Origin of the sequence: Roseateles sp. (genome assembly GCF_965262435.1) — a bacterium.
GTDB lineage: Bacteria > Pseudomonadota > Gammaproteobacteria > Burkholderiales > Burkholderiaceae_C > Paucibacter_A.
Map to the genome: position 1 here is coordinate 3,871,748 of NZ_OZ253537.1, position 21,356 is coordinate 3,893,103.

5 protein-coding genes are annotated in these 21,356 nt (G+C 64.9%); 3 read left to right on the forward strand and 2 right to left on the reverse strand.

Annotated elements, in window-relative coordinates:
* The first annotated feature begins 92 nt into the window (after positions 1-92).
* Entirely contained in the window at positions 93-1,055 is a 963-nt protein-coding gene (locus tag ACQY39_RS16705) for a class I SAM-dependent methyltransferase (protein ID WP_428508090.1), read from the forward strand.
* A gap of 462 nt (positions 1,056-1,517) precedes the next feature.
* Here the strand turns inward: ACQY39_RS16705 and ACQY39_RS16710 are convergent, their stop codons facing one another.
* Together ACQY39_RS16710 and ACQY39_RS16715 are read right to left on the reverse strand one after the other, a co-directional pair.
* Entirely contained in the window at positions 1,518-2,177 is a 660-nt protein-coding gene (locus ACQY39_RS16710) for an acyltransferase (RefSeq protein WP_428508092.1), read from the reverse strand.
* 16 nt (positions 2,178-2,193) lie between these two features.
* Positions 2,194-3,150: a glycosyltransferase family 2 protein gene (locus tag ACQY39_RS16715; RefSeq protein WP_428508094.1), complete on the reverse strand. Its 957-nt coding sequence runs from the start codon at positions 3,148-3,150 to the stop codon at positions 2,194-2,196.
* A gap of 537 nt (positions 3,151-3,687) precedes the next feature.
* On the opposite strand from ACQY39_RS16715, the gene ACQY39_RS16720 reads away from it, so the two are divergent.
* Together ACQY39_RS16720 and ACQY39_RS16725 are read left to right on the forward strand one after the other, a co-directional pair.
* Positions 3,688-11,742, forward strand: coding sequence for a heme utilization protein (locus tag ACQY39_RS16720; protein WP_428508096.1), 8,055 nt, complete (start codon positions 3,688-3,690; stop codon positions 11,740-11,742).
* A 424-nt stretch (positions 11,743-12,166) separates the two neighbouring features.
* Positions 12,167-21,244, forward strand: a complete 9,078-nt coding sequence (locus ACQY39_RS16725; RefSeq protein WP_428508098.1) for a hypothetical protein — start codon at positions 12,167-12,169, stop codon at positions 21,242-21,244.
* The last annotated feature ends 112 nt before the right edge of the window (positions 21,245-21,356 follow it).

A 21,356-nucleotide genomic window follows, 5' to 3' on the forward strand; every position in this document is an offset into this window, starting at 1 on the left:
GTGGTGACTGCTGATGCTCTTGCATGCCAGCGCGCCGTCCGGTGGACCTCCCCTGGAACCAGCCGAACAGGCGAGCAAGGAGAGCCGCGATCATGGTCACACGCGAGGCACTGGAAAAGTCCGTCAAGGAATGGTGGTACTACACCGTGCAACTGGCCCCCGACCTGGTGGCCCAGGGCACCTACCCCGCCGACTTCCCCTATATGCCGCGCATGCTGATGCGCAACGCCCATCTGCAAGGCCAGGACTGCCTGGACCTGGGCAGCATGGAAGGTGTGATCCCGGTGCTGATGCACCGCAAGGGTGCCAAACGCATCATTGCCGCCGACGCCGTGCCGCACTGCGCCGAGAAGATGGACTTGCTGCAAAAAGTCTACGGCGCCAGCTGGGACTTCCGCGAGGTCGGCCTGATGTACGACTTGTCGCAAAAGCTGGCGGCCGATGGCACGTTTGATTATGTGAACCTCTCGGGCGTGCTGTACCACGTGTTCTCGCCCATGCACACCCTGGCCAGCGCCCGGCCGCTGGTGAAGAAGAACGGCCTCTTCATGCTGTCCACCAATGTGGTGAACGAGCAGTCGGACCTGATGCACTTCAACACCGCCGGCAAGCTGCAGACCGAGCCCAACACCTTCTGGTACCCGAGCATTCCGCTGCTCGAGTACATGCTGCGTTACTTCAACTTCGCGCCCATCGACTGCCTCTACAGCCGCCACCCCTCGAACAGCCCCCTGCATGTGCCGGGCAAGGAGTGCGGTTTCATCTCCATCGTCTGCCGCGCCGTCGACCGGGGTGCAGCCGTCGCCGCCAGCGACCACTGGGCCAAACGCTCGATGCTGGGCTCCTGGGAATACACCGGCCTGTCGCCGCAGAGGCACGACCCTGCCGAAGTGCCCTCCAGCATTGGCTACGACATTCCTGATGCATTGAAAGACATGATGGCGCGCAACGGCTCCATCGACCTGCACCTGGCCGTGAACGAACTCGGCCGCCGCGTCGAGCGGGCCAAGCGCGTGGAAGACACTTACTTGCTGCGCTTGGGCGACGAGTCCTGATGGGGGATGCCCTCGTTTGAGGGCAGGATGGCGGACTACTGGATTCAGTGGCGGGAGCCGGCAGATAGCAGCCCTTAGGTCCGGTTTTGATCGGGCCGACTGGGCGCTCTACTCCGTTCATGTCCCCCGCCCCCACCCTGCGGCTGGGGTCTCCTCCTTTACTTCACTTCGCAGAGCACCCAGCCGTCCCGATCCAGCGAGGCCGCGCTCATTCGACGAAAACGCCGAGCGGTGGACCTGACAAGGGGTGTCGGGTGAGTGCTGAAGCGAAGTAAAGGGGGAGGCCTGGGCGCAGCACAGGCCGGAGGACATGAGCGGAAGCACTCGCCCGACGCCCCTTGGCACAAGCCCAGCCTTTAACGGCTGCTTTGTGCCGCAAGCTACCCCTGACAGCACAGCAGATGCTTCGCAAGCACCCGCACTGCGCGAGTAGAGAGGCTCCGCGAACCTCGTTCCTTGAACTCAGGCGCTTCCGGCAGGCCTCTCTTCCACCCGCCCCACCACCCGCGCCGGATTGCCCGCCACGATGGACAGTTCGGGCGCCTGGAAATGCGGAGACAGCACCGATCCGGCCGCGATCACGCAACCGCGACCGATGCGCACACCCTTGAGTATGGTCACACGCGAGCCGATGAAGACCTCGTCGCCAATGACAACTTCGGCCGGCTGCGGGTCGGGCTCGCGGCGGTGGTCCAGGCGCAGGTCGTGCAGATTGCTGTCCATGACCTGCAGTTCGGCACCAACCAGGCAGTTGGCACCGAAACGGATGGCAGCGCCTTCCGAAATCAAGTTCAAGCGGTTGTTGAACACCGTGCCGGGGCCGACTTCGATCAGCGAGTCGGGCGTGCGCGCCTCGACGTAGCTGCAGGCATAGCTGCCCGGTGAACGCGGCACACCGAAGACCGTGCTGGTGCTCAGGCGAATGCGCCCTGCCCCCTTGAGCACTGTGGGTGTGAGGAAGTTGAGATTGCGCGAGCCGGCCCCGCTGATCTCGATCCGGCCCTTGTCGGAGACATGAAAGAAGTAGTGCACCAGCAGCGCGCGCACCCAGGTCTCGAGCTCGAAAGGCGGGCTGCGCGAGATCAGACCACGCCAGCGTTCCAGACGGTTTTGCATGCTCATGACAGTGGGCCGGGGCTCAGAAGCCGTGGGTGTCGAGGAACTGGCGCCAGGCCAGCAGGAACTCGGCCTCGCTGCCGGGTTCACCGGCGGCCATGCGTGGCAATAGCTGGGCGAAGCCCTGCATATCGGCCTGCTCGGCATAGCCCTTGCTCAGGGCATTGCCAATGCCGCGGTAGCAAAGCTGGGCCTGTGCCTCACTGAGCTTGCCCAGACGCAGGCCGCCAATCGCCAGGGCGACAAAGCCAAGATGTGCGCCCTTCATATGGGGGCCATTGAACTGGGCCGAGTGCCCTTCTCCACCGGCACGGAAATAGCCCAGCCGGTCCTGGATATAGGCCACTGGCGCTTGCAGGCTGGCCGCCAGGAAGAAGCCCAGGTCCCACAGGCCGGCATACGACACCTCGCCGAACGCCGGCTGTGCCAGCAGCTCGGCGCAACGCGCCCGCACCACACAGTTGGAAAACTCGCCCAGCCAGTTCTGACACAGGGGCACGGTGCTGCTGAACAAGGCATTCGGCCCGACCGACAGCATGCGGTTGTTGGAGCTGAAGATGGCCTCGGGAATCGGCATGCCCTCGATGGGCTGACCGCGCTCATTGGCGGTCCAGCGCGCGCTGATGCTGCAGGACACCTCGGCCATGGCGTGCGCCGCCAGATGCTGGGTGTAGAAGTCGGGAAAGATCACATCGTCGTCGAGCAGGATGTGAAAAAGCTCACCGCTGCCGTCCCAGAGTTTGACCAGATGCTTGAAATTCTCATACGCGCCGGCACGGGGCCCGCGGTGAATCTCCAGCGGCAAGGCCGCCACCCACTGGGCATAACGCGGTGAACGCAGGGCCTCGCTGAACTCGCCGTTGGGGCTGTCGTCGGACACGATGATGCGGTCCGACTTATGGGTCTGCGTGAGCAGGCCGGCCAGCAGCTCCTGCAGGTACTTGGTCTTGTAGGCCGGGATCAAGGTGGTGATGTGCATGGCTCAGGGCGCGCTCGGGCTCACCGCAGCTTGCGGTCTGCACATTACAACCGCACACCCCCACACCATAGGACGCGAACAGGCGAGGAATGGCCCCGTTTATGGGGCCTTCGCGCAAGGCGTCCATCTCTAGCATCGGCAAACCTGGAAAAAACTTGAGGTCAAATTTTTCATGAACACCGCCGCCCTGTGTCAAACCGCCGTCCTGGCGAACTCGAGCGCTCAAGTCCTCTGGACCAGCGCCGAAATCGCTAGCACGCGGGCAGCCGAACGGTGCTTGGAAAAGACCCTGTTTGTCTGCTCTTTTATGGGATTAGCCGCGCCGCGAACGGGAGCTGCTGAACGCAGCACTCGCCCGATGCGTCGCGTGCAAACGCCTGTTCAGGCCAGTCGCCATGCCCCTGGGCCGGGGTGGGCGCAGCCGAGTGCGAGCGCAATGACGAGCAGGAACTCCAGCCAGACCCAGGCCTTTCACGCCGCCGCCCGGAACGCAATTCGCGGGCGCAGCGCCATGGCAACGCAGCCGGTGAGCCAATCATGACGACTCTGGTCACGCACCTGACGACAACCCAGATCGCCGGTCTGGGGACGCGCACGCTCGCTCGCTTTTCCAGCGAAGACTGGGCGGCGTTCTCCAGCGATCAAATCCAGGCGCTGACCAGCCAGCAATTCGCTTCCCTGAGCAGCTTTGCCATTCGTTCGCTCAGCAGCGAGCTGGTACGTCATTTCCAGACCGAGGACTTGCGCGCACTCAACAGCAGCGCGCTGCGCGCGCTTGCCACCGATCAGCTCGGCGCCTGGAGCTCGGACCAGTTCGCCGCCCTGGGCACGGCCCAAGTCAATGCACTGAGCAGCACACAGATTCAAGGCCTCGCGACCGAGGACTTGAATGCGCTCACCTCTAACCAATTCAAGGCCATCAATTCCGCCCAGGTTGCCGCCCTGCTGACCGAGCAGCTGCGCGCCCTGAGCACTGAAGACTTCGCCGCCATTGGCACAGCCGGGCTCAAGGGCCTGGGCTCGGCCCAGCTGGCTGCCCTCAGCAGCGAGCAGATCGTGGCCCTGACCACGGCGCAGGCCGCCGCGCTGAACAGCGCCCAGGTGGCCGGCTTCTCGACCGAACAGATCAGCACGCTGGCGACCGAGGACCTCAAGGCCCTGAACACCGGCGCCCTGCGCACGCTGAGCAGCGAACAGCTGGCGGCTCTGGGTTCGGACCAGTTCGGCGCGCTCACCACCGCGCAGGTCAACGCCCTGAGCACAGCCCAGCTGCGCAGCCTCGGAACGGAAGACTTCAATGCCCTGACGAGCACCCAGTTCCGCGCCATCAGCTCGGCCCAGGTGGCCGCCCTGAGCACCGAACAGCTGAGCAGCCTCAACACTGAAGACTTTGCCGCCATCGGCACGGTCGGCTTCAAGGGTTTGAGCTCGACCCAGCTCGCCGTGCTGAGCAGCGATCAGATCGTCGCGCTGACGACGGCTCAAGCGGCTGCCTTGAACAGCGCCCAAGTGGCCGGCCTGACGACCGAACAAATCAGCAAGCTGGCCACCGATGACCTGCGGGCCATCAGCAGCAGCGCCCTGCGCGCTTTCAGCAGCGATCAGCTGGCGGCACTCGGCTCCGACCAGATCGCCGCCCTGACGACCGCACAAGTCAGCGCGCTGACCAGCACCCAAATTCGCGCCTGGGGCACCGAGGACTTCGGAGCCCTGAGCTCGGCCCAGTTCCGCGCCCTGAACTCGGCCCAGACCGCCGCGCTGAGCACCGATCAGATCCGCGCGCTGAGCACCGAAGACTTCGCTGTGATCAGCACCGCCGGTCTGCGCGGCTTCAGCTCCAGCCAGATCGCCGCGCTGAGCAGCGAGCAAATCATCGCCCTGACCACAGCCCAAACTGCGTCCCTCAACAGCGCCCAGGTGGGCGGTCTGAGCATCGATCAAATCGATCAGTTGCAAACCGACGACCTGCGCGCATTGGGCACGGCCGCACTGAAGGCCTTCAGCAGCGAGCAGATCGCCGCCCTGGGCTCGGACCAGATCGCCGTGCTCACCACAGCGCAGATCGCGGCCATGACCAGCACCCCGGTCAACCAGCTCGCGGCCCTGAGCACGGACGAGATCCGCGCCCTGACCACCGCCCAGGCTGCCGTGCTCAACAGCGCGCAAGTGCGCGGCTTGAGCACCGAACAATGGGCAGCTTTCGCGACCGAGGATCTGCGTGCGATCAACACCAATGCCTTGCGCGCCCTGGGCACCGACCAGCTGGCCGTGCTCGGCTCGGACCAGTTCGCCGCACTCGGCACCGCGCAGGTCAATGCCCTCACCAGCACGCAGGTGCAGTCGCTGAGCAGCGAAGACCTGAACGCCCTGACCTCCAGCCAATTCAAGGCCATCAATTCCGCCCAGGTCGCCGCCCTGCTGACCGAGCAGCTGCGCGCCCTGAGCACCGAAGACTTCGCCGCCATCGGCACGGCCGGGCTCAAGGGCTTGAGCTCGACCCAGTTGGCCGCCCTCGGTAGCGATCAAATCGTCGCCTTGACCACGGCGCAGGCCGCCTCGCTGAACAGCGCCCAAGTGGCCGGTCTGACGACCGAGCAGATCAGCAAGCTGGCAACCGATGACTTGAGGGCCCTGAACTCCGGCGCCCTGCGCGCGCTCAGCAGCGAACAGCTGGCAGCCCTGGGTTCGGACCAGTTCGCAGCGCTCACCACGGCACAAGTCAACGCCCTGAGCACGACCCAGCTGCGCAGCCTCGGCACGGAAGACTTCAATGCCCTGACGACCACGCAGTTCCGCGCCATCAGCTCGGCCCAAGTGGCCGCCCTGAGCACCGAACAGCTGAGCAGCCTCAACACCGAAGACCTGGCTGCCATCGGCACGATGGGCTTCAAGGGCTTGAACTCGGCCCAACTGGCCGTGCTGAGCAGCGATCAGATCGTGGCGCTGACGACGGCTCAAGCCGCGACGCTGAACAGCGCCCAGGTGGCCGGCCTCACGACCGAACAAATCGGCAAGCTGGCCAGTGATGACTTGCGGGCCATCAGCAGCAGCGCCTTGCGCGCTTTGAGCAGCGATCAGCTGGCCGCCCTGGGCTCGGACCAGATCACGGCTCTGAGCACGGCCCAGGTCAATGGCCTGAGCAGCAGCCAAATCCAAAGCCTGCGCAGCGAAGATCTGGGCGCCCTGAGCACGGCACAGTTCCGTGCGCTCAGCTCGGCCCAGGTGGCAGCCTTGAGCAGCGAGCAGCTGGCCAGCCTGGCCACCGACGACTTCGCAGCCATCGGCACCGGCGGCCTGCGCGGGCTCAGTTCGACCCAGCTGGGCTGGTTGTCCAGCGACCAGATCAAGGCCTTGAGCACGGCGCAAGCGGCCTCGCTGACCAGCGCCCAGGTCGCCGGCCTCAGCAGCGATCAAATCAGCACGATGGCCAGCGAAGACGTGGCCGCGCTCAGCAGCGCCGCCCTGCGTGCCTTGCGCAGCGAACAGCTGGGCGCCTTGGGCTCCGAGCAGATCGCGGCCTTACGCACGGCCCAGGTCAATGCCTTGACCAGTGAGCAAATCAGAACCTGGAGCAGCGAGGACCTGAACGCCTTGACCACGGCCCAGTTCCGCGCCCTGAACTCAGCCCAGGCTGCGGCCTTCACCACAGAACAAGTCCATGGCCTGCGCACCGAAGACCTTGCGGCCATCAGCAGTGCCGGCCTGAAAGGTTTCAGCTCAATACAGATCGCCGCGCTGAGCACGGAGCAAATCGTCGCCCTGAGCACGGCCCAGGCCGCGGCCTTGAGCAGCAGCCAGGCGCAAGGCTTGAGCACCGAGCAGATTGCCGCGCTCCAGACCGATGACCTGCGCGCCTTGAGCAGCGCGGTCATCAAGTCGCTGAGCAGCGAGCAATTGCAGGCCCTGAGCTCGGACCAGGTGGCCAGCCTCAGCACAGCACAAATCGCCGCGCTGGGCAGCGCGCCCATCAACCAGCTGGCCAGCTTCAGCAGCGACGAGATTCGCGCGCTCAGCACAGCCCAGGTGGCAGCCTTCACCAGCGCCCAGGTGCGGGGTCTCAGCACCGAGCAGATCGCCGCCCTGGCCACCGAAGACCTGCGAGCCCTGAAGACGGCCGCCTTGCGCGCCCTGGGCACCGACCAGTTGGCCGCCCTGACCAGCGAACAGCTGGCCGCATTGACCACGACCCAGGTCAATGCATTGACCAGCACCCAGATGCAGTCGCTGAGCAGCGACGACCTCAATTCCTTCACCAGCAGCCAGTTCAAGGCCATCAACTCCGCCCAGGTCGCAGCCCTGCTGACCGAGCAGCTGCGAGCGCTGAGCACCGAGGACTTCGCCGCCATCGGCACGGCCGGGCTCAAGGGCCTGAGCTCGACCCAGATGGCCGCACTGAGCAGCGAGCAAGTCGTCGCCCTGACCACCGCCCAGGCCGCTTCGCTGAGCTCCGCCCAGGTGACTGGCCTGAGCACAGAGCAGATCAGCAAGCTTGCCACTGACGACCTGATGGCTCTGAACTCGGCCGCCCTGCGGGCGATGTCCAGCGACCAACTGGCGGTACTCAGCAGTGATCAATGGGGCGCCTTGGGTACGGCCCAGATCAATGCCCTGCGCACGGACCAGATCCGCAGCCTGGCCAGCGATGACCTCAATGCCTTGAGCAGCGAGCAACTGCGCCAGATCAGCTCCAGCCTGATCGCGGCGCTGACGACCGAACAGCTGCGCACCTTGGGCACGGAAGACTTTGCCGCCATCGGCACGGGCGGCCTGCGCGGACTGAGCTCGACCCAGCTGGCCGTGCTGAGCAGCGACCAGATCATCGCCCTGAGCACTGCGCAGGCCAGCACCCTGAGCAGCGCCCAGGTGGCCGGATTCAGCAGCGAGCAGATGGCCAAGCTGGCCAGCGATGATCTGCGTGCTTTGAACAGCGCCGCATTGCGCGCCCTGAGCACCGATCAGCTCGCGGCCCTGGGCTCAGATCAGATCGCAGCCTTGAGCACCGCTCAGGTCAATGCCTTGACCAGCACCCAGGTTCAGGGCTTGCGCAGCGAGGACCTGAACGCGCTCACCAGCCAGCAGTTCGCCGCCATCAACTCGGCCCAGATGGCCGCGCTGAGCAGCGATCAATTGCGCAGCCTGAGCACCGAGGACTTCGCGGCCATCGGCACCGCTGGCCTGCGAGGCCTGAGTTCCACACAAATGGGCGCCTTGACCAGCGACCAGATCATCGCTTTGAGCACCGCCCAGGCGGCCTCGCTGAGCAGCGTGCAAGTCCTGGGACTGAGCACCGAGCAGATCACCCGCCTGCAGACCGATGACCTGCGCGCGCTCAGCACCGGCACGATCCGCATGCTGACCAGCGATCAGTTCGCGGCGCTGAACAGTGATCAGATCAGCGCGCTCACCACCGCCCAGGTGGCGGCTCTGGTGACCTCACCGAACAACCAGCTCGGCAGCCTCAGCACCGACGAGATCCGTGCCCTGACCACGGCCCAGGCCGCCACCCTGACCAGCAGCCAGATGAAGGGCTTCAGCAGCGACCAGATCGCGGCCTTCGCCACCGACGACCTGCGCGCGCTGAGCAGCAATGCGCTGCGCAATCTGGGCACGGACCAGATCGCCGCGCTCGGCTCGGATCAGTTGGTGGCCCTGAGCACGAACCAGATCAATGCCCTGACCAGCACACAGATCCGCGGCCTGAGTAGCGAAGACCTCAATGCCCTGAGCAGCGAGCAGTTCGCCGCCATCGCCTCCAGCCAGATCGCGGCCCTGGGCACCGAGCAGCTGCGCAGCCTGAACAGCGATGACCTGGCCGCGATTGGCACGGGCGGTCTGCGTGGCTTGAGCTCCAGCCAGCTGGGCGCCCTAGGCACCGAGCAAATCCTGGCCCTGAGCACGGACCAGATCGCTTCGCTGGGCAGCGCACAGACCCCTGGCTTCAGCACCGAGCAGATCAGCAAGCTGGCCAGCGACGACTTGCAGTCCCTGTCCAGCGCCGGCTTGCGCGCGCTGAGCACCGAGCAGATCGCGGCCTTGTCGTCCGATCAGCTGACCCAGCTCGGCACCGCCCAGATCAACGCCTTGACCAGCACCCAGTTCATGGGCCTGACCAGCGAAGACTTGCGCGCGCTGACGACCACGCAATACCAGGCCCTGGCATCCAGCCAGGTCGCCACGCTGAGCAGCGATCAGCTCAAGCTGCTGGCCACGGACGACTTCGCCGCCATCGGCACCGCCGGTCTGCGCGGTCTGAGCTCGCTGCAGATCAGCCAGCTGGGCAGCGAACAGATCAAGGCCCTGAGCACCACGCAGAGCGCATCCCTGAACAGCAGCCAGATTGCAGGCCTGAGCACCGAGCAACTGGCCTTCCTGCAAACCGAAGACCTGCGCGCTCTCAACAGCAGCGCCCTGCGCGCGCTGAGCAGCAGCCAGTTGGCGGCACTGGGCTCAGACCAGATTCAGGCGCTCAGCAGCAACCAGGTGAATTCGCTGACCACGACCCAGATCCAGGGCCTGGGCAGCGATGACCTCAATGCCTTGAGCAGCAGCCAGTTCAATGCCCTGGGCTCGGCCCAGATCGCAGCGCTGAGCACCGAACAGATCCGCACGCTGACGACGGAAGACTTTGCAGCCATCAGCACCGCTGCCTGGCGCGGCTTGAGTTCGACCCAGATCCGCTCCTTGGGTAGCGACCAGATCATTGCCATGAGCAGTGACCAATCGGCGGCCATGACCTCGGCCCAGGTCCAGGGCATCGGCACCGACCAGCTCGCCCGCCTGCAGACCGAAGACCTGCGCCAGCTCTCGACCGCTGCCGTCCAGGCGCTCAGCACCGAGCAGTTCCGGGCCCTGACCTCGGAGCAATTGAAGATCCTGACCAACAGCCAGTTCGCCGCCATGACCTCGGCCCAGGTGGCCACCATCAGCAGCGACGAGCTCAATGCCTTCAGCACCGAGCAGATTCGTGGCTTCACCTCCGTGCAGCTGCAAGGCTTCAGCACCGATATGGTGGCCCAGCTGAGCACCGAGAACGTCGCGGCCCTGAGCATCTTTGCCCTGCGCGGCTTCAACAGCCAGCAGCTCAATGCCTTCGACACCGAGCAGGTGGGCGCCTTGAGCCGCGTGCAGGTCAGCGCTCTGACAAGCAGCCAGATGCAGAGCTGGGCAACCGACGACGTCAGGGCCCTGGACAGCGAACAGATCAGTGGCCTGAGCTCCAGCCAGGTGGCGGCTTTCGGCACACAGCAGCTCGCGACCTTTGCCAGCGACGAGATTTCGGCGCTGGGCAGCAGTGCCGTGCGCGGCCTGGCCTCGGAGGACCTCGCAGCCTTCAGCTCCGAGCAGATCGGTGCTTTGAACAGCGCTCAGTTCGCAGTGCTGAACTCGGTGCAGATGCAGGGGATCGAGGCGGCCGACATTGCGGCCATCCAGACCGAGGACATCCGCGCGCTGGGCAGCCAAGCCTTGATGGGCTGGAGCACCGACCAGTTCGCAGCACTGAGCAGTGAGCAGATCTCAGTGCTCAGCACCGCCAACGTTCGGGCCATGAGCACCGACCAATTGGCGACCTTGGGCAGCGACGACATTGAGGCCCTGGGCACCCAGCAGATCGCGGCCCTGAGCTCCAGCCAGCTTGGCAGCTTGTCGACCGAGCAGCTCAATCATTTCCACAGCGACGACATCCAGGCCTTCACCACCGCACAGATGGCCGGGCTGAGCACCGAGCAGATCCACAGCTTGACCACCGACCAGGTGATCGGCTTTGACCCGGAAGACTTGGCGCAGCTGAACATGGGGCAGATCCTGTCCTTCTCCGATGCGGCGCTGGCCAGCTTCTCGGCCGAACAGCTCGACGCCCTGCAATCCGCCACCCCCATCGTGCTGGACCTGAACGGCGACGGCGTGCACACCCTGGCCGCGGCCGATGGGGTGCAGTTCGACCTGTTCGGCACCGGCAAGAGCGCGCAATGGGCCTGGGCCGCCCCACAGGATGGCTTGCTGGTCATGGACCGCAATGGCGACGGACAGATCAACAGCGGCCGCGAGCTGTTCGGCTCCGGCACCCTGCTGGCCGACGGCAGCCGTGCTGCCAACGGCTTCCTCGCCATGCGCGATCTGGACTTGAATTTTGACCAGCGCCTGGACCAGGGGGACGCCGCCTTCAAGGACCTGCGCATCTGGGTCGACGGCAACAGCGACGGACGCAGCGACGCCGGCGAACTCAAAACCCTGGATGAGCTGGGCATCACGGCCCTGAATCTGCAAGCACAGAGGGGCACGGTCATGGACCAGGGCAATTTGCTGGGCCTGGTGTCCAGCTATGAAAGCGCCGATGGCCGCAGCCACGACATGGCCGATGTCTGGTTTGCCAAGGCCAGCGACAGCGCCGGCGGCGCGAACTCAGTCCAAGCACTGCCCCAGCTGGTCGACTTGCTGAGCAGCCCGAGCGATCGCTTGTTGAGCGGGAGCGGCGCCGGCGAACCGCCGCCTCCCACTGCAGCTCTGGCGAAATCAGAAGGCCTGAGCCTTCATTTGCAAGCTTTGAGACGCGAGCTTGACGACGACGATAGGTCCTTGACGGGCCTGATCTGAGGTGAACCCCATGAGCGACGCTTTCAACCCTTTCACCGCCCATGCCCTGCCTCGGCGACACCGGCGCCAAAGCGAGGTACCCGCATGAAGCTGCTGCCCGTTTGTGAAAGTGACGGGCCGCCTCGCCCTGGGCGCGGCGGCCTTGCGTTCTCAAGTTTGTCCTCAGAGCGTCGAAATCCAACCGAAGCCGGAAGGGGTTCGGAGCGTTCCAAGCGTTTTGACAGCCACCCTTCCCACCGAGTCCGAAATGCCCTGTGTTCTCGCAACTTGGAAGCGCGACCACGACAGCCCGCCAGCGCTTCGCAGTCTCTGCGAGGCAGGCAACCCGCCAGCTAGAACGGTCGCCGTTCGAGAGATACGACATACAAAGCAGCAGTGAGCCCGCAAGGTTCTCTGCTTCTGGAACAAACCAAGTGAGCTCACCATGACGACACTCATCCCCGGCTACTCGACAGAACAGATCGCTGGCCTGTCTACACGTACCCTGTCGCGCTTCACGTCCGAGGACTGGGCGGCCTTCAGCAGCGACCAGATCATGGCGCTGACCACCAAGCAGTTTGCCTCGCTGGGTACTTTCGCCATCAGCTCACTGAGTAGCGACCAGGTCGTATTCATCCAGACCGAGGACCTGCGCGCCCTGAGCAGCGCGGCGATCCGCTCGCTGGATGACGCCAAGCTGGGCAACCTGAGCTCGGATCAGCTGGGCTCGCTGACCACGGCGCAGGTCAATTTCCTGACCAGCTCGCAGATCCGCAATCTGAGCACCGAGGACTTGAACGCCTTCACGACGGCGCAGTTCAAAGCCATCAGCTCGGCCCAGATGAATGCGCTGTCAACCGACCAGGTCGCGGCCCTCAATACCGATGACTTCGCGGCCATCGGCACAGCCGGCATACGGGGCCTGGCCTCGAGCCAACTCGGCGTGCTGACCACCGACCAAGTCGTGGCGCTGACCACGGCCCAAACGGCCTCGCTGACCAGCGCTCAGGTGGCCGGCCTGAGCAGCGACCAGCTCGCCACGCTCGCCACCGACGACCTCAAGGCCCTCAACACGGCCGCCCTGCGCGCGCTGAACTCCGAGCAACTCGGCTCCTTGACCTCGGACCAGATCGCCACGCTGACCACGGCCCAAGTCAACGCACTGACCAGCAGCCAGGTCCAGACTCTCAGCACCGAGGATCTGAATGCCTTGAGCTCCGACCAGTTCAAGGCCATCAGCTCAGGCCAGATCGCGGCCATAACCACCGACCAGGTGGCGGCCTTGACCACGGATGATTTCGCCTCCATCGGCACCGGTGGCTTGCGCGGTCTGACATCGGCACAGGTGGCCGTGCTGACCACGGACCAGATCGTGGCCCTGACGACGGCGCAAGCCGCCTCACTGAACAGTGCCCAAGTCGCCGGACTGACCAGCGACCAGATGGCCGTTCTGGCCACCGATGACCTCAAGGTCATCAATTCCGGTGCTTTGCGCGCCTTGAACTCCGAACAGCTGGGCTCGCTGAGCTCTGACCAGCTCGCCGCCTTGACCACCGCTCAGGTCAACGCGCTGACCAGCACGCAAATTCAGAACCTGAGCACCGAGGACTTGAATGCGCTGACCACGACACAGTTCAAGGCCATCAGCTCGGCCCAGGTGGGCGCCATGACGAGCGACCAAATCGCTGCGCTGAGCACCGAAGACCTGTCCTCGATCGGCACAGCCGGCCTGCGCGGCCTGACTTCGAGCCAAGTCGCCGTCTTGACCACCGACCAGATCGTCGCCCTGAGCACCGCCCAAGCGGCGTCCTTGAACAGCGCCCAGGTGGCTGGCCTGACCAGCGAGCAGATCGCGAATCTGGCCACCGATGACCTGAAGGCCATCAACACCGGTGCCCTGCGTGCGCTCAATTCCGAACAGCTGGGCTCGCTGACCTCGGATCAGATCCCCAACCTGACGACCGCCCAGGTCAATGCACTGACCAGCACGCAAATCCAGAACCTGAGCACCGAAGACATCGATGCGCTGAGCTCCGACCAGTTCAAAGCCATCGGCTCCGGCCAGATTGCTGCCCTGACGACCGACCAGGTTCAGGCACTCAGCACCGACGACTTCGCAGCCATCGGCACGGGCGGCTTGCGCGGCCTGACATCGACACAAGTTGCGGTGCTGGGCACGGACCAGATCGTGGCCTTGACAACGGCCCAGACCGCGGCGCTGAACAGCGCCCAGGTCGCCGGCCTGACCAGCGACCAGATGGCCGTCATCGCCACCGATGACCTCAAGGCCATCAACACCGGCGCCCTCCGGGCCCTGAACTCCGAGCAACTGGGCTCTTTGACCTCGGACCAGCTCGCTGCGCTGACGACGGCCCAAGTGAACGCCCTGACCAGCGTGCAGATCCAAAGCCTCAGCACCGAGGATCTGAATGCCCTGACCAGCAGCCAGTTCAAGGCCATGAGTTCGGCCCAGATCGCCGCCCTGACCACTGACCAAGTCGCGGCCCTGACCACAGAAGACTTCGCGGCCATCGGCACGGGCGGCTTGCGTGGCCTGAGCTCGACCCAGATTGGCGTTTTGACAAGCGACCAGATCGTCGCGCTGACCACGGCCCAGACCGCCTCCTTGAACAGCGCCCAAGTGGCCGGCCTCAGCAGTGACCAGATCGCGGTCCTGGCGACCGATGACCTCAAGGCCATCAACACCGGCGCCCTGCGCGCTTTGAATTCCGAACAGCTGGGCTCGCTGACTTCGGATCAGATTGCTGCGTTGACGACCACTCAGGTCAACGCCTTGACCAGCAGCCAGATCCAGACGCTCAGCACCGAAGACCTCAATGCCCTGAGCTCGGATCAGTTCAAGGCCATCAGTTCGGCCCAAGTGGCGGCCCTGACCACCGACCAGGTGGCGGCCCTCACGACCGACGACTTTGCCTCCATCGGCACCGGCGGTATCCGCGGCCTCAGCTCGGCACAGATTGCGGTCCTGACCACGGACCAGATCGTGGCCCTGACCACCGCCCAAACGGCTGCGCTGAACAGCGCCCAGGTGGCCGGCCTGAGCAGTGAACAGGCACCGACCCTGATGACCGACGACCTCAAGGCCCTGAGTACAGCGGCCTTGCGGGCACTGAACTCCGAGCAACTCGGCTCGCTGACCTCAGACCAGTTCGCCGAGCTGACCACGGCCCAGGTCAATGCCCTGACCAGCAGCCAGATCCAGACCCTCAGCACTGAGGATTTGAATTCACTGACCAGCACCCAGTTCAAGGCCATCAGCTCGGCCCAGGTCGCGGCCTTCACGACCGATCAGGTCGCCGCCCTGACCACGGAAGACTTCGCCGCGATCGGCACCTCCGGTCTGCGCGGCTTGAGCTCCACCCAGGTGGCCGTGCTCACCACCGATCAAGTGGTGGCCATGACGACGGCCCAGACCGCTTCCTTGAACAGCGCCCAAGTGGCCGGCTTGAGCAGCGACCAGATCGCCATCCTGGCGACCGATGACCTCAAGGCCATCAACACCGGCGCCCTGCGTGCACTGAACTCCGAACAACTCGCTTCCTTGACCTCGGACCAGATCGCCGCCCTGACAACGGCTCAGGTCAACGCCCTGACCAGCACCCAGATCCAGAGCTGGAGCACCGAAGACCTCAATGCACTGACTTCGGATCAGTTCAAGGCCATCAGCTCGGCCCAAGTGGCGGCCATGACCACGGACCAAGTCGCGGCCCTGACCACGGATGACTTCGCATCGATCGGCACCGGCGGCCTGCGTGGCCTGACGTCGTCCCAGGTCGGCGTGCTGACCACCGACCAGGTCGTGGCCCTGACGACCGCGCAAACGGCCTCGCTCAACAGCGCCCAGGTGGCTGGCTTGACCAGCGAACAGATGGCCATCATCGCCACCGATGACCTGAAGGCGATCAACACCGGCGCCCTGCGCGCACTCAACTCGGAGCAGCTGGGCGCCTTGACATCGGACCAGATCGCCGCACTGAGCACGGCGCAGGTCAATGCCCTGACCAGCACCCAGATCCAGACCCTGAGCACCGAAGACCTGAACGCACTGACCAGCACCCAGTTCAAGGCCATCAGCTCCGGCCAGGTGGCCGCCATCACCACCGACCAGATCGCCGCCTTGACCACGGATGACTTCGCGGCCATCGGCACCGGCGGCCTGCGCGGGCTCAGCTCCGTCCAAGTGGGCGTGCTGACCACCGACCAGATCGTGGCCCTGACCACGGCCCAGACCGCCTCCTTGAACAGCGCCCAGGTTCTTGGCCTGACCAGCGAGCAGGTGGCGGTGATCGCCACCGATGATCTGAAGGCGATCAACACCGGAGCCTTGCGCGCCCTGAACTCCGAGCAACTGGGTGCACTGACCTCGGACCAGCTCGCCGAGCTGACCACCGCCCAGGTCAATGCCCTGACCAGCACCCAGATCCAAGGTCTGAGCACCGAGGACCTGAATGCACTGACCAGCACCCAGTTCAAGGCCATCAGCTCGGCCCAGGTCGCCGCCTTCACCACCGACCAGGTCGCGGCCCTGACCACCGACGACTTCGCTGCCATCGGCACCGGCGGCCTGCGCGGCCTGAGTTCGGCTCAAGTCAGCGTGCTGACGACCGATCAGGTCGTGGCCCTGACGACCGCTCAAGCCGCTTCGTTGAACAGCGCACAAGTCGCCGGCCTGAGCAGCGATCAAATCGCCATCCTGGCCACCGATGATCTGAAAGCCATCAACACCGGTGCCCTGCGTGCCCTGAACTCCGAGCAGCTGGGTGCCTTGACCTCGGACCAGATCGCCGCCCTGACGACGGCTCAGGTCAACGCCCTGACCAGCACCCAGATCCAGAACCTCAGCACCGAGGACCTCAACGCCCTGAGCTCGGACCAGTTCAAGGCCATCAGCTCCGGCCAGATTGCCGCGCTCACGACCGACCAGGTCGCGGCTCTGACCACCGATGATTTCGCAGCCATCGGCACCAGCGGCCTGCGCGGCCTGAGCTCGAGCCAGGTTGGCGTCTTGACCACCGACCAGGTCGTGGCCCTGACGACCGCACAGGCGGCATCGCTCAACAGCGCCCAGGTCGCCGGTCTGACCAGCGACCAGATGGCAGTCATTGCCACGGATGACCTCAAGGCCATCAACACCGGTGCCCTGCGTGCCCTGAGCTCCGAACAGCTCGGTTCACTGAGCTCGGATCAACTGGCCGAACTGACCACGGCCCAGATCAACGCCTTGACCAGCAGCCAGATCCAGACGCTCAGCACCGAGGACTTGAATGCGCTGACCAGCACCCAGTTCAAGGCCATCAGCTCGGCCCAGATCGCCGCCATCACGACCGACCAGATCGCGGCCCTGACCACGGACGACTTTGCCGCCATCGGTACGGCCGGCCTGCGTGGCCTGAGCTCTAGCCAAGTCGCGGTGCTGACCACCGACCAGATCGTCGCTCTGACCACGGCCCAAACCGCTTCCCTGAACAGCGCACAGGTGGCGGGCCTGACGAGCGAGCAGATGGCCATCATCGCCACCGATGACCTGAAGGCGATCAACACCGGCGCGCTGCGTGCACTGAACTCGGAGCAACTCGGCTCCCTGACCTCCGACCAGCTCGCCACCCTGACAACCGCCCAGGTCAACGCACTGACCAGCGTGCAGATCCAGACCCTCAGCACCGAGGACCTGAACGCCCTGAGCTCCGATCAGTTCAAGGCCATCAGCTCCGGCCAGGTGGCGGCCTTCACCACCGACCAGGTGGCAGCCCTGACCACGGACGACTTTGCAGCCATCGGCACCGGTGGCCTGCGCGGACTGAGCTCGGCCCAGATTGCCGTGTTGACCACCGACCAGGTGGTGGCCTTGACGACGGCGCAAGCGGCGTCGCTGAACAGCGCCCAAGTGGCAGGCTTGACCAGCGACCAAATGGCCGTGATCGCCACCGATGACCTCAAGGCCATCAACACCGGTGCCCTGAGAGCGCTGAACTCCGAGCAACTCGGCTCGCTGACTTCGGACCAGCTGGCCGAACTGACCACGGCCCAGGTCAACGCCCTGACCAGCGGCCAGATTCAGACCCTCAGCACCGAGGATCTGAACGCCCTGACCAGCAGCCAGTTCAAGGCCATCAGCTCAGGCCAGGTGGCAGCCTTCACGACCGACCAGGTCGCGGCTTTGACGACCGAAGATTTCGCAGCCATCGGCACATCCGGTCTGCGCGGTCTGAGCTCGAGCCAGGTCGCAGTGCTGACCACGGATCAGATCGTGGCCCTGACCACGGCACAAGCCGCTTCGCTCAACAGTGCCCAAGTCGCCGGTCTGACCAGCGAGCAGATTGCAATTCTGGCCACCGACGACCTCAAGGCCATCAACACCGGTGCCTTGCGAGCCCTGAACTCCGAGCAGCTTGGCTCGCTGACCTCGGACCAGATCGCCACCCTCAGCACCGCCCAGGTCAATGCCCTGACCAGCGTGCAAATTCAGACCCTGAGTACCGAAGACCTCAACGCCTTGACCTCGGATCAGTTCAAGGCCATCAGCTCCGGCCAAGTGGCTGCGTTCACGACCGACCAGGTCGCGGCCCTGACCACGGATGACTTCGCTTCCATTGGCACCGGCGGTCTGCGCGGACTGAGCTCGGCCCAGATTGCTGTGCTGACGACCGATCAGGTGGTGGCCTTGACGACGGCGCAATCGGCGTCGCTGAACAGCGCCCAAGTCGCCGGCTTGACCAGCGAGCAGATGGCGGTGATCGCCACCGATGACCTGAAGGCGATCAACACCGGTGCCCTGCGAGCCTTGAGCTCCGAGCAACTGGGGTCCTTGACCTCGGAACAGCTCGCTGCGCTGACCACCGCGCAAGTCTCCGCACTGAGCAGTGTCCAGATCCAAACGCTCAGCACCGAAGACCTGAACGCCCTGACCAGCACTCAGTTCAAGGCCATGAGCTCGGGCCAAGTGGCGGCCATGACCAGCGACCAGGTCGCGGCCTTGACCACAGACGACTTCGCGGCCCTCAGCACGGCCGGCCTGCGAGGTCTGACCTCGACCCAGGTCAGCGTCCTGACGACCGACCAGGTGGTGGCCCTGACCACCACCCAGACGGCATCGCTGAACAGTGCCCAGGTGGCAGGGCTGACCACCGATCAGATCGCCCTGATCGCCACCGATGACCTGAAGGCCATCAACACGGGTGCCCTGCGAGCCCTGAACTCCGAGCAGCTGGGTTCTTTGACCTCGGATCAGTTCGCCGAACTGACCACGGCCCAGGTCAATGCCCTGAGCAGCAGCCAGATCCAGGCGCTCAGCACCGAAGACCTGAATGCCTTGACCAGCACGCAGTTCAAGGCCATCAGCTCCGGCCAGGTGGCGGCCTTCACCACCGACCAGGTGGCGGCCCTGACCACCGATGACTTCGCGGCCATCGGCACCAGTGGCCTGCGTGGTCTGAGCTCGGCCCAAGTGGCTGTGTTGACCACCGATCAGATCGTCGCCCTGACCACCTCGCAAGCAGCTTCGCTGAACAGCGCGCAAGTGGCCGGTCTGAGCACCGACCAGATCGCGGTCCTCGCAACCGATGATTTGAAGGCCCTCAACACCGGCGCGCTGCGCGCACTGAGCTCCGATCAGTTGGGGGCGCTGACCTCGGATCAGATCCCGAGCCTGAGCACCGCGCAGGTCAATGCCCTGACCAGCACGCAGATCCAGAACTGGAGCACCGAGGACCTCAATGCCTTGAGTTCCGACCAGTTCAAGGCCATCAGCTCCGGCCAAGTGGCGGCTCTCACGACCGATCAAGTGGCAGCCCTCACCACGGATGACTTTGCTGCGATCGGCACCAGTGGCATGCGCGGTCTGAGTTCGTCCCAAGTCGCGGTGTTGACCACCGACCAAGTGGTCGCCTTGACCACGGCTCAAGCGGCCGCCTTGAACAGCGCCCAGGTTGCAGGTTTGACGACCGAGCAGATCGCCATCCTGGCCACCGATGATCTCAAGACTTTGAACACCGGCGCCCTGCGAGCATTCAACTCCGAGCAACTGGGGGCCTTGACCTCGGACCAGATCGCCAGTCTGACCACATCCCAGGTCAATGCACTGACCAGCACGCAGATCCAGACCTGGAGCACCGAAGACCTGAACGCGCTGACCAGCAGCCAATTCAAGGCCATCAGCTCCAGCCAGGTTGCGGCGCTCACCACCGATCAGTTCGCGGCGCTGACCACCGATGACTTCGCGGCCATCGGTACCGCCGGCTTCCGCGGCATGAGCTCGGTGCAGTTGGCGGTGCTGACCACGGACCAGATCGTGGCGCTGACCACCGCTCAGGCCAACTCTCTGACCAGCGCTCAGATCGCAGGCTTCACCACCGAGCAGGTGCACAACCTGGCCACCGACGATCTCAAGGCGATGACGACGACGGCCTTGCGCAGCCTGTCCACCGATCAGTTCGATGCGCTGACGTCCGATCACATCATTGCGATGTCGACGACCCAGCTGCAGGCGATCACAACCGGCCACCTGGCCACCTTGGGCACCGAGGAAATCAACGCCCTGGGCACCACCCAGATCGCTGCCTTCACCTCGACCCAATTGGGCAGCCTGAGCACGGATCAGTTCCGGGCCCTCCAGACCGACGACATCAAGGCCTTCACGACCGGGCAGATGGCCGGCCTGACCACGGACCAGATCGCCAGCATCACCTCGGACCAGATCAAGGGCTTCGATGCCGAAGACCTGGCCAAGCTGAACATGACCCAGGTCTACGCCTTCCAGACCGAGGCCCTGGCATCCTTGTCGGCAGCCCAGCTCGACGGCCTCTACCTGGCCACACCGATCGTGCTGGACCTGGACGGCAACGGCATCAGCACCTTGTCTGCGGCCAACGGTGTCAACTTCGACACCTACGGCACCGGCACGGTCCAGAAGTGGGGCTGGGTCGGCGGCAACGACGGTCTGCTGGTCCGTGACGTCAACGGTGACGGCGTGATCAACAACGGCAAGGAACTGTTCGGCTCGGGCACCGTGCTGGCCGACGGCCACCGTGCGGCCGACGGCTACGCCGCGATGTCTGGCCTGGACGCCAACCACGACGGCAAGCTCAGCATCCTTGACAAGGAATGGGGCGAGCTCAAGGTCTGGGTCGATGCCAACCACGACGGCAAGACCGACGGCGGTGAGTTGAAGTCCCTGCAGGACTTGGGCATCACCGAGCTGAATCTGGCCTCGCAAGCCAACAGCACGATCGACAACGGCAATCTGGTGGGCCTGGTGTCCGACTACAAGACCAGCGACGGTCAGACCCACAACATGGCCGACGTCTGGTTCGCCAAGGACCTGCCGAAGGACGGCGCGGCGCCACCAAGCCTCGGCGATCTGCTGGCCGGACCGGCGGGCACCTTGCTCGGCGATGGCAGCGCGGTCCAGGGCAGCAAGCTGGAGCACGCAGCGCCGGAAGCCCACTTTGTCCACAAGACCAAGCTGGATGACGACGACCTTGATCGCATCACGCCCCTGATCTGAGCCTGAGCTCGGCAAGAACGGCCGGGCCTCTATGGCCCAGCCGAACGCGGCCCCGGCGGTGACTCTCCAGTCACCCCCGGGGCCGCGTTTCCTTTATGCTGCGCCACCTGGA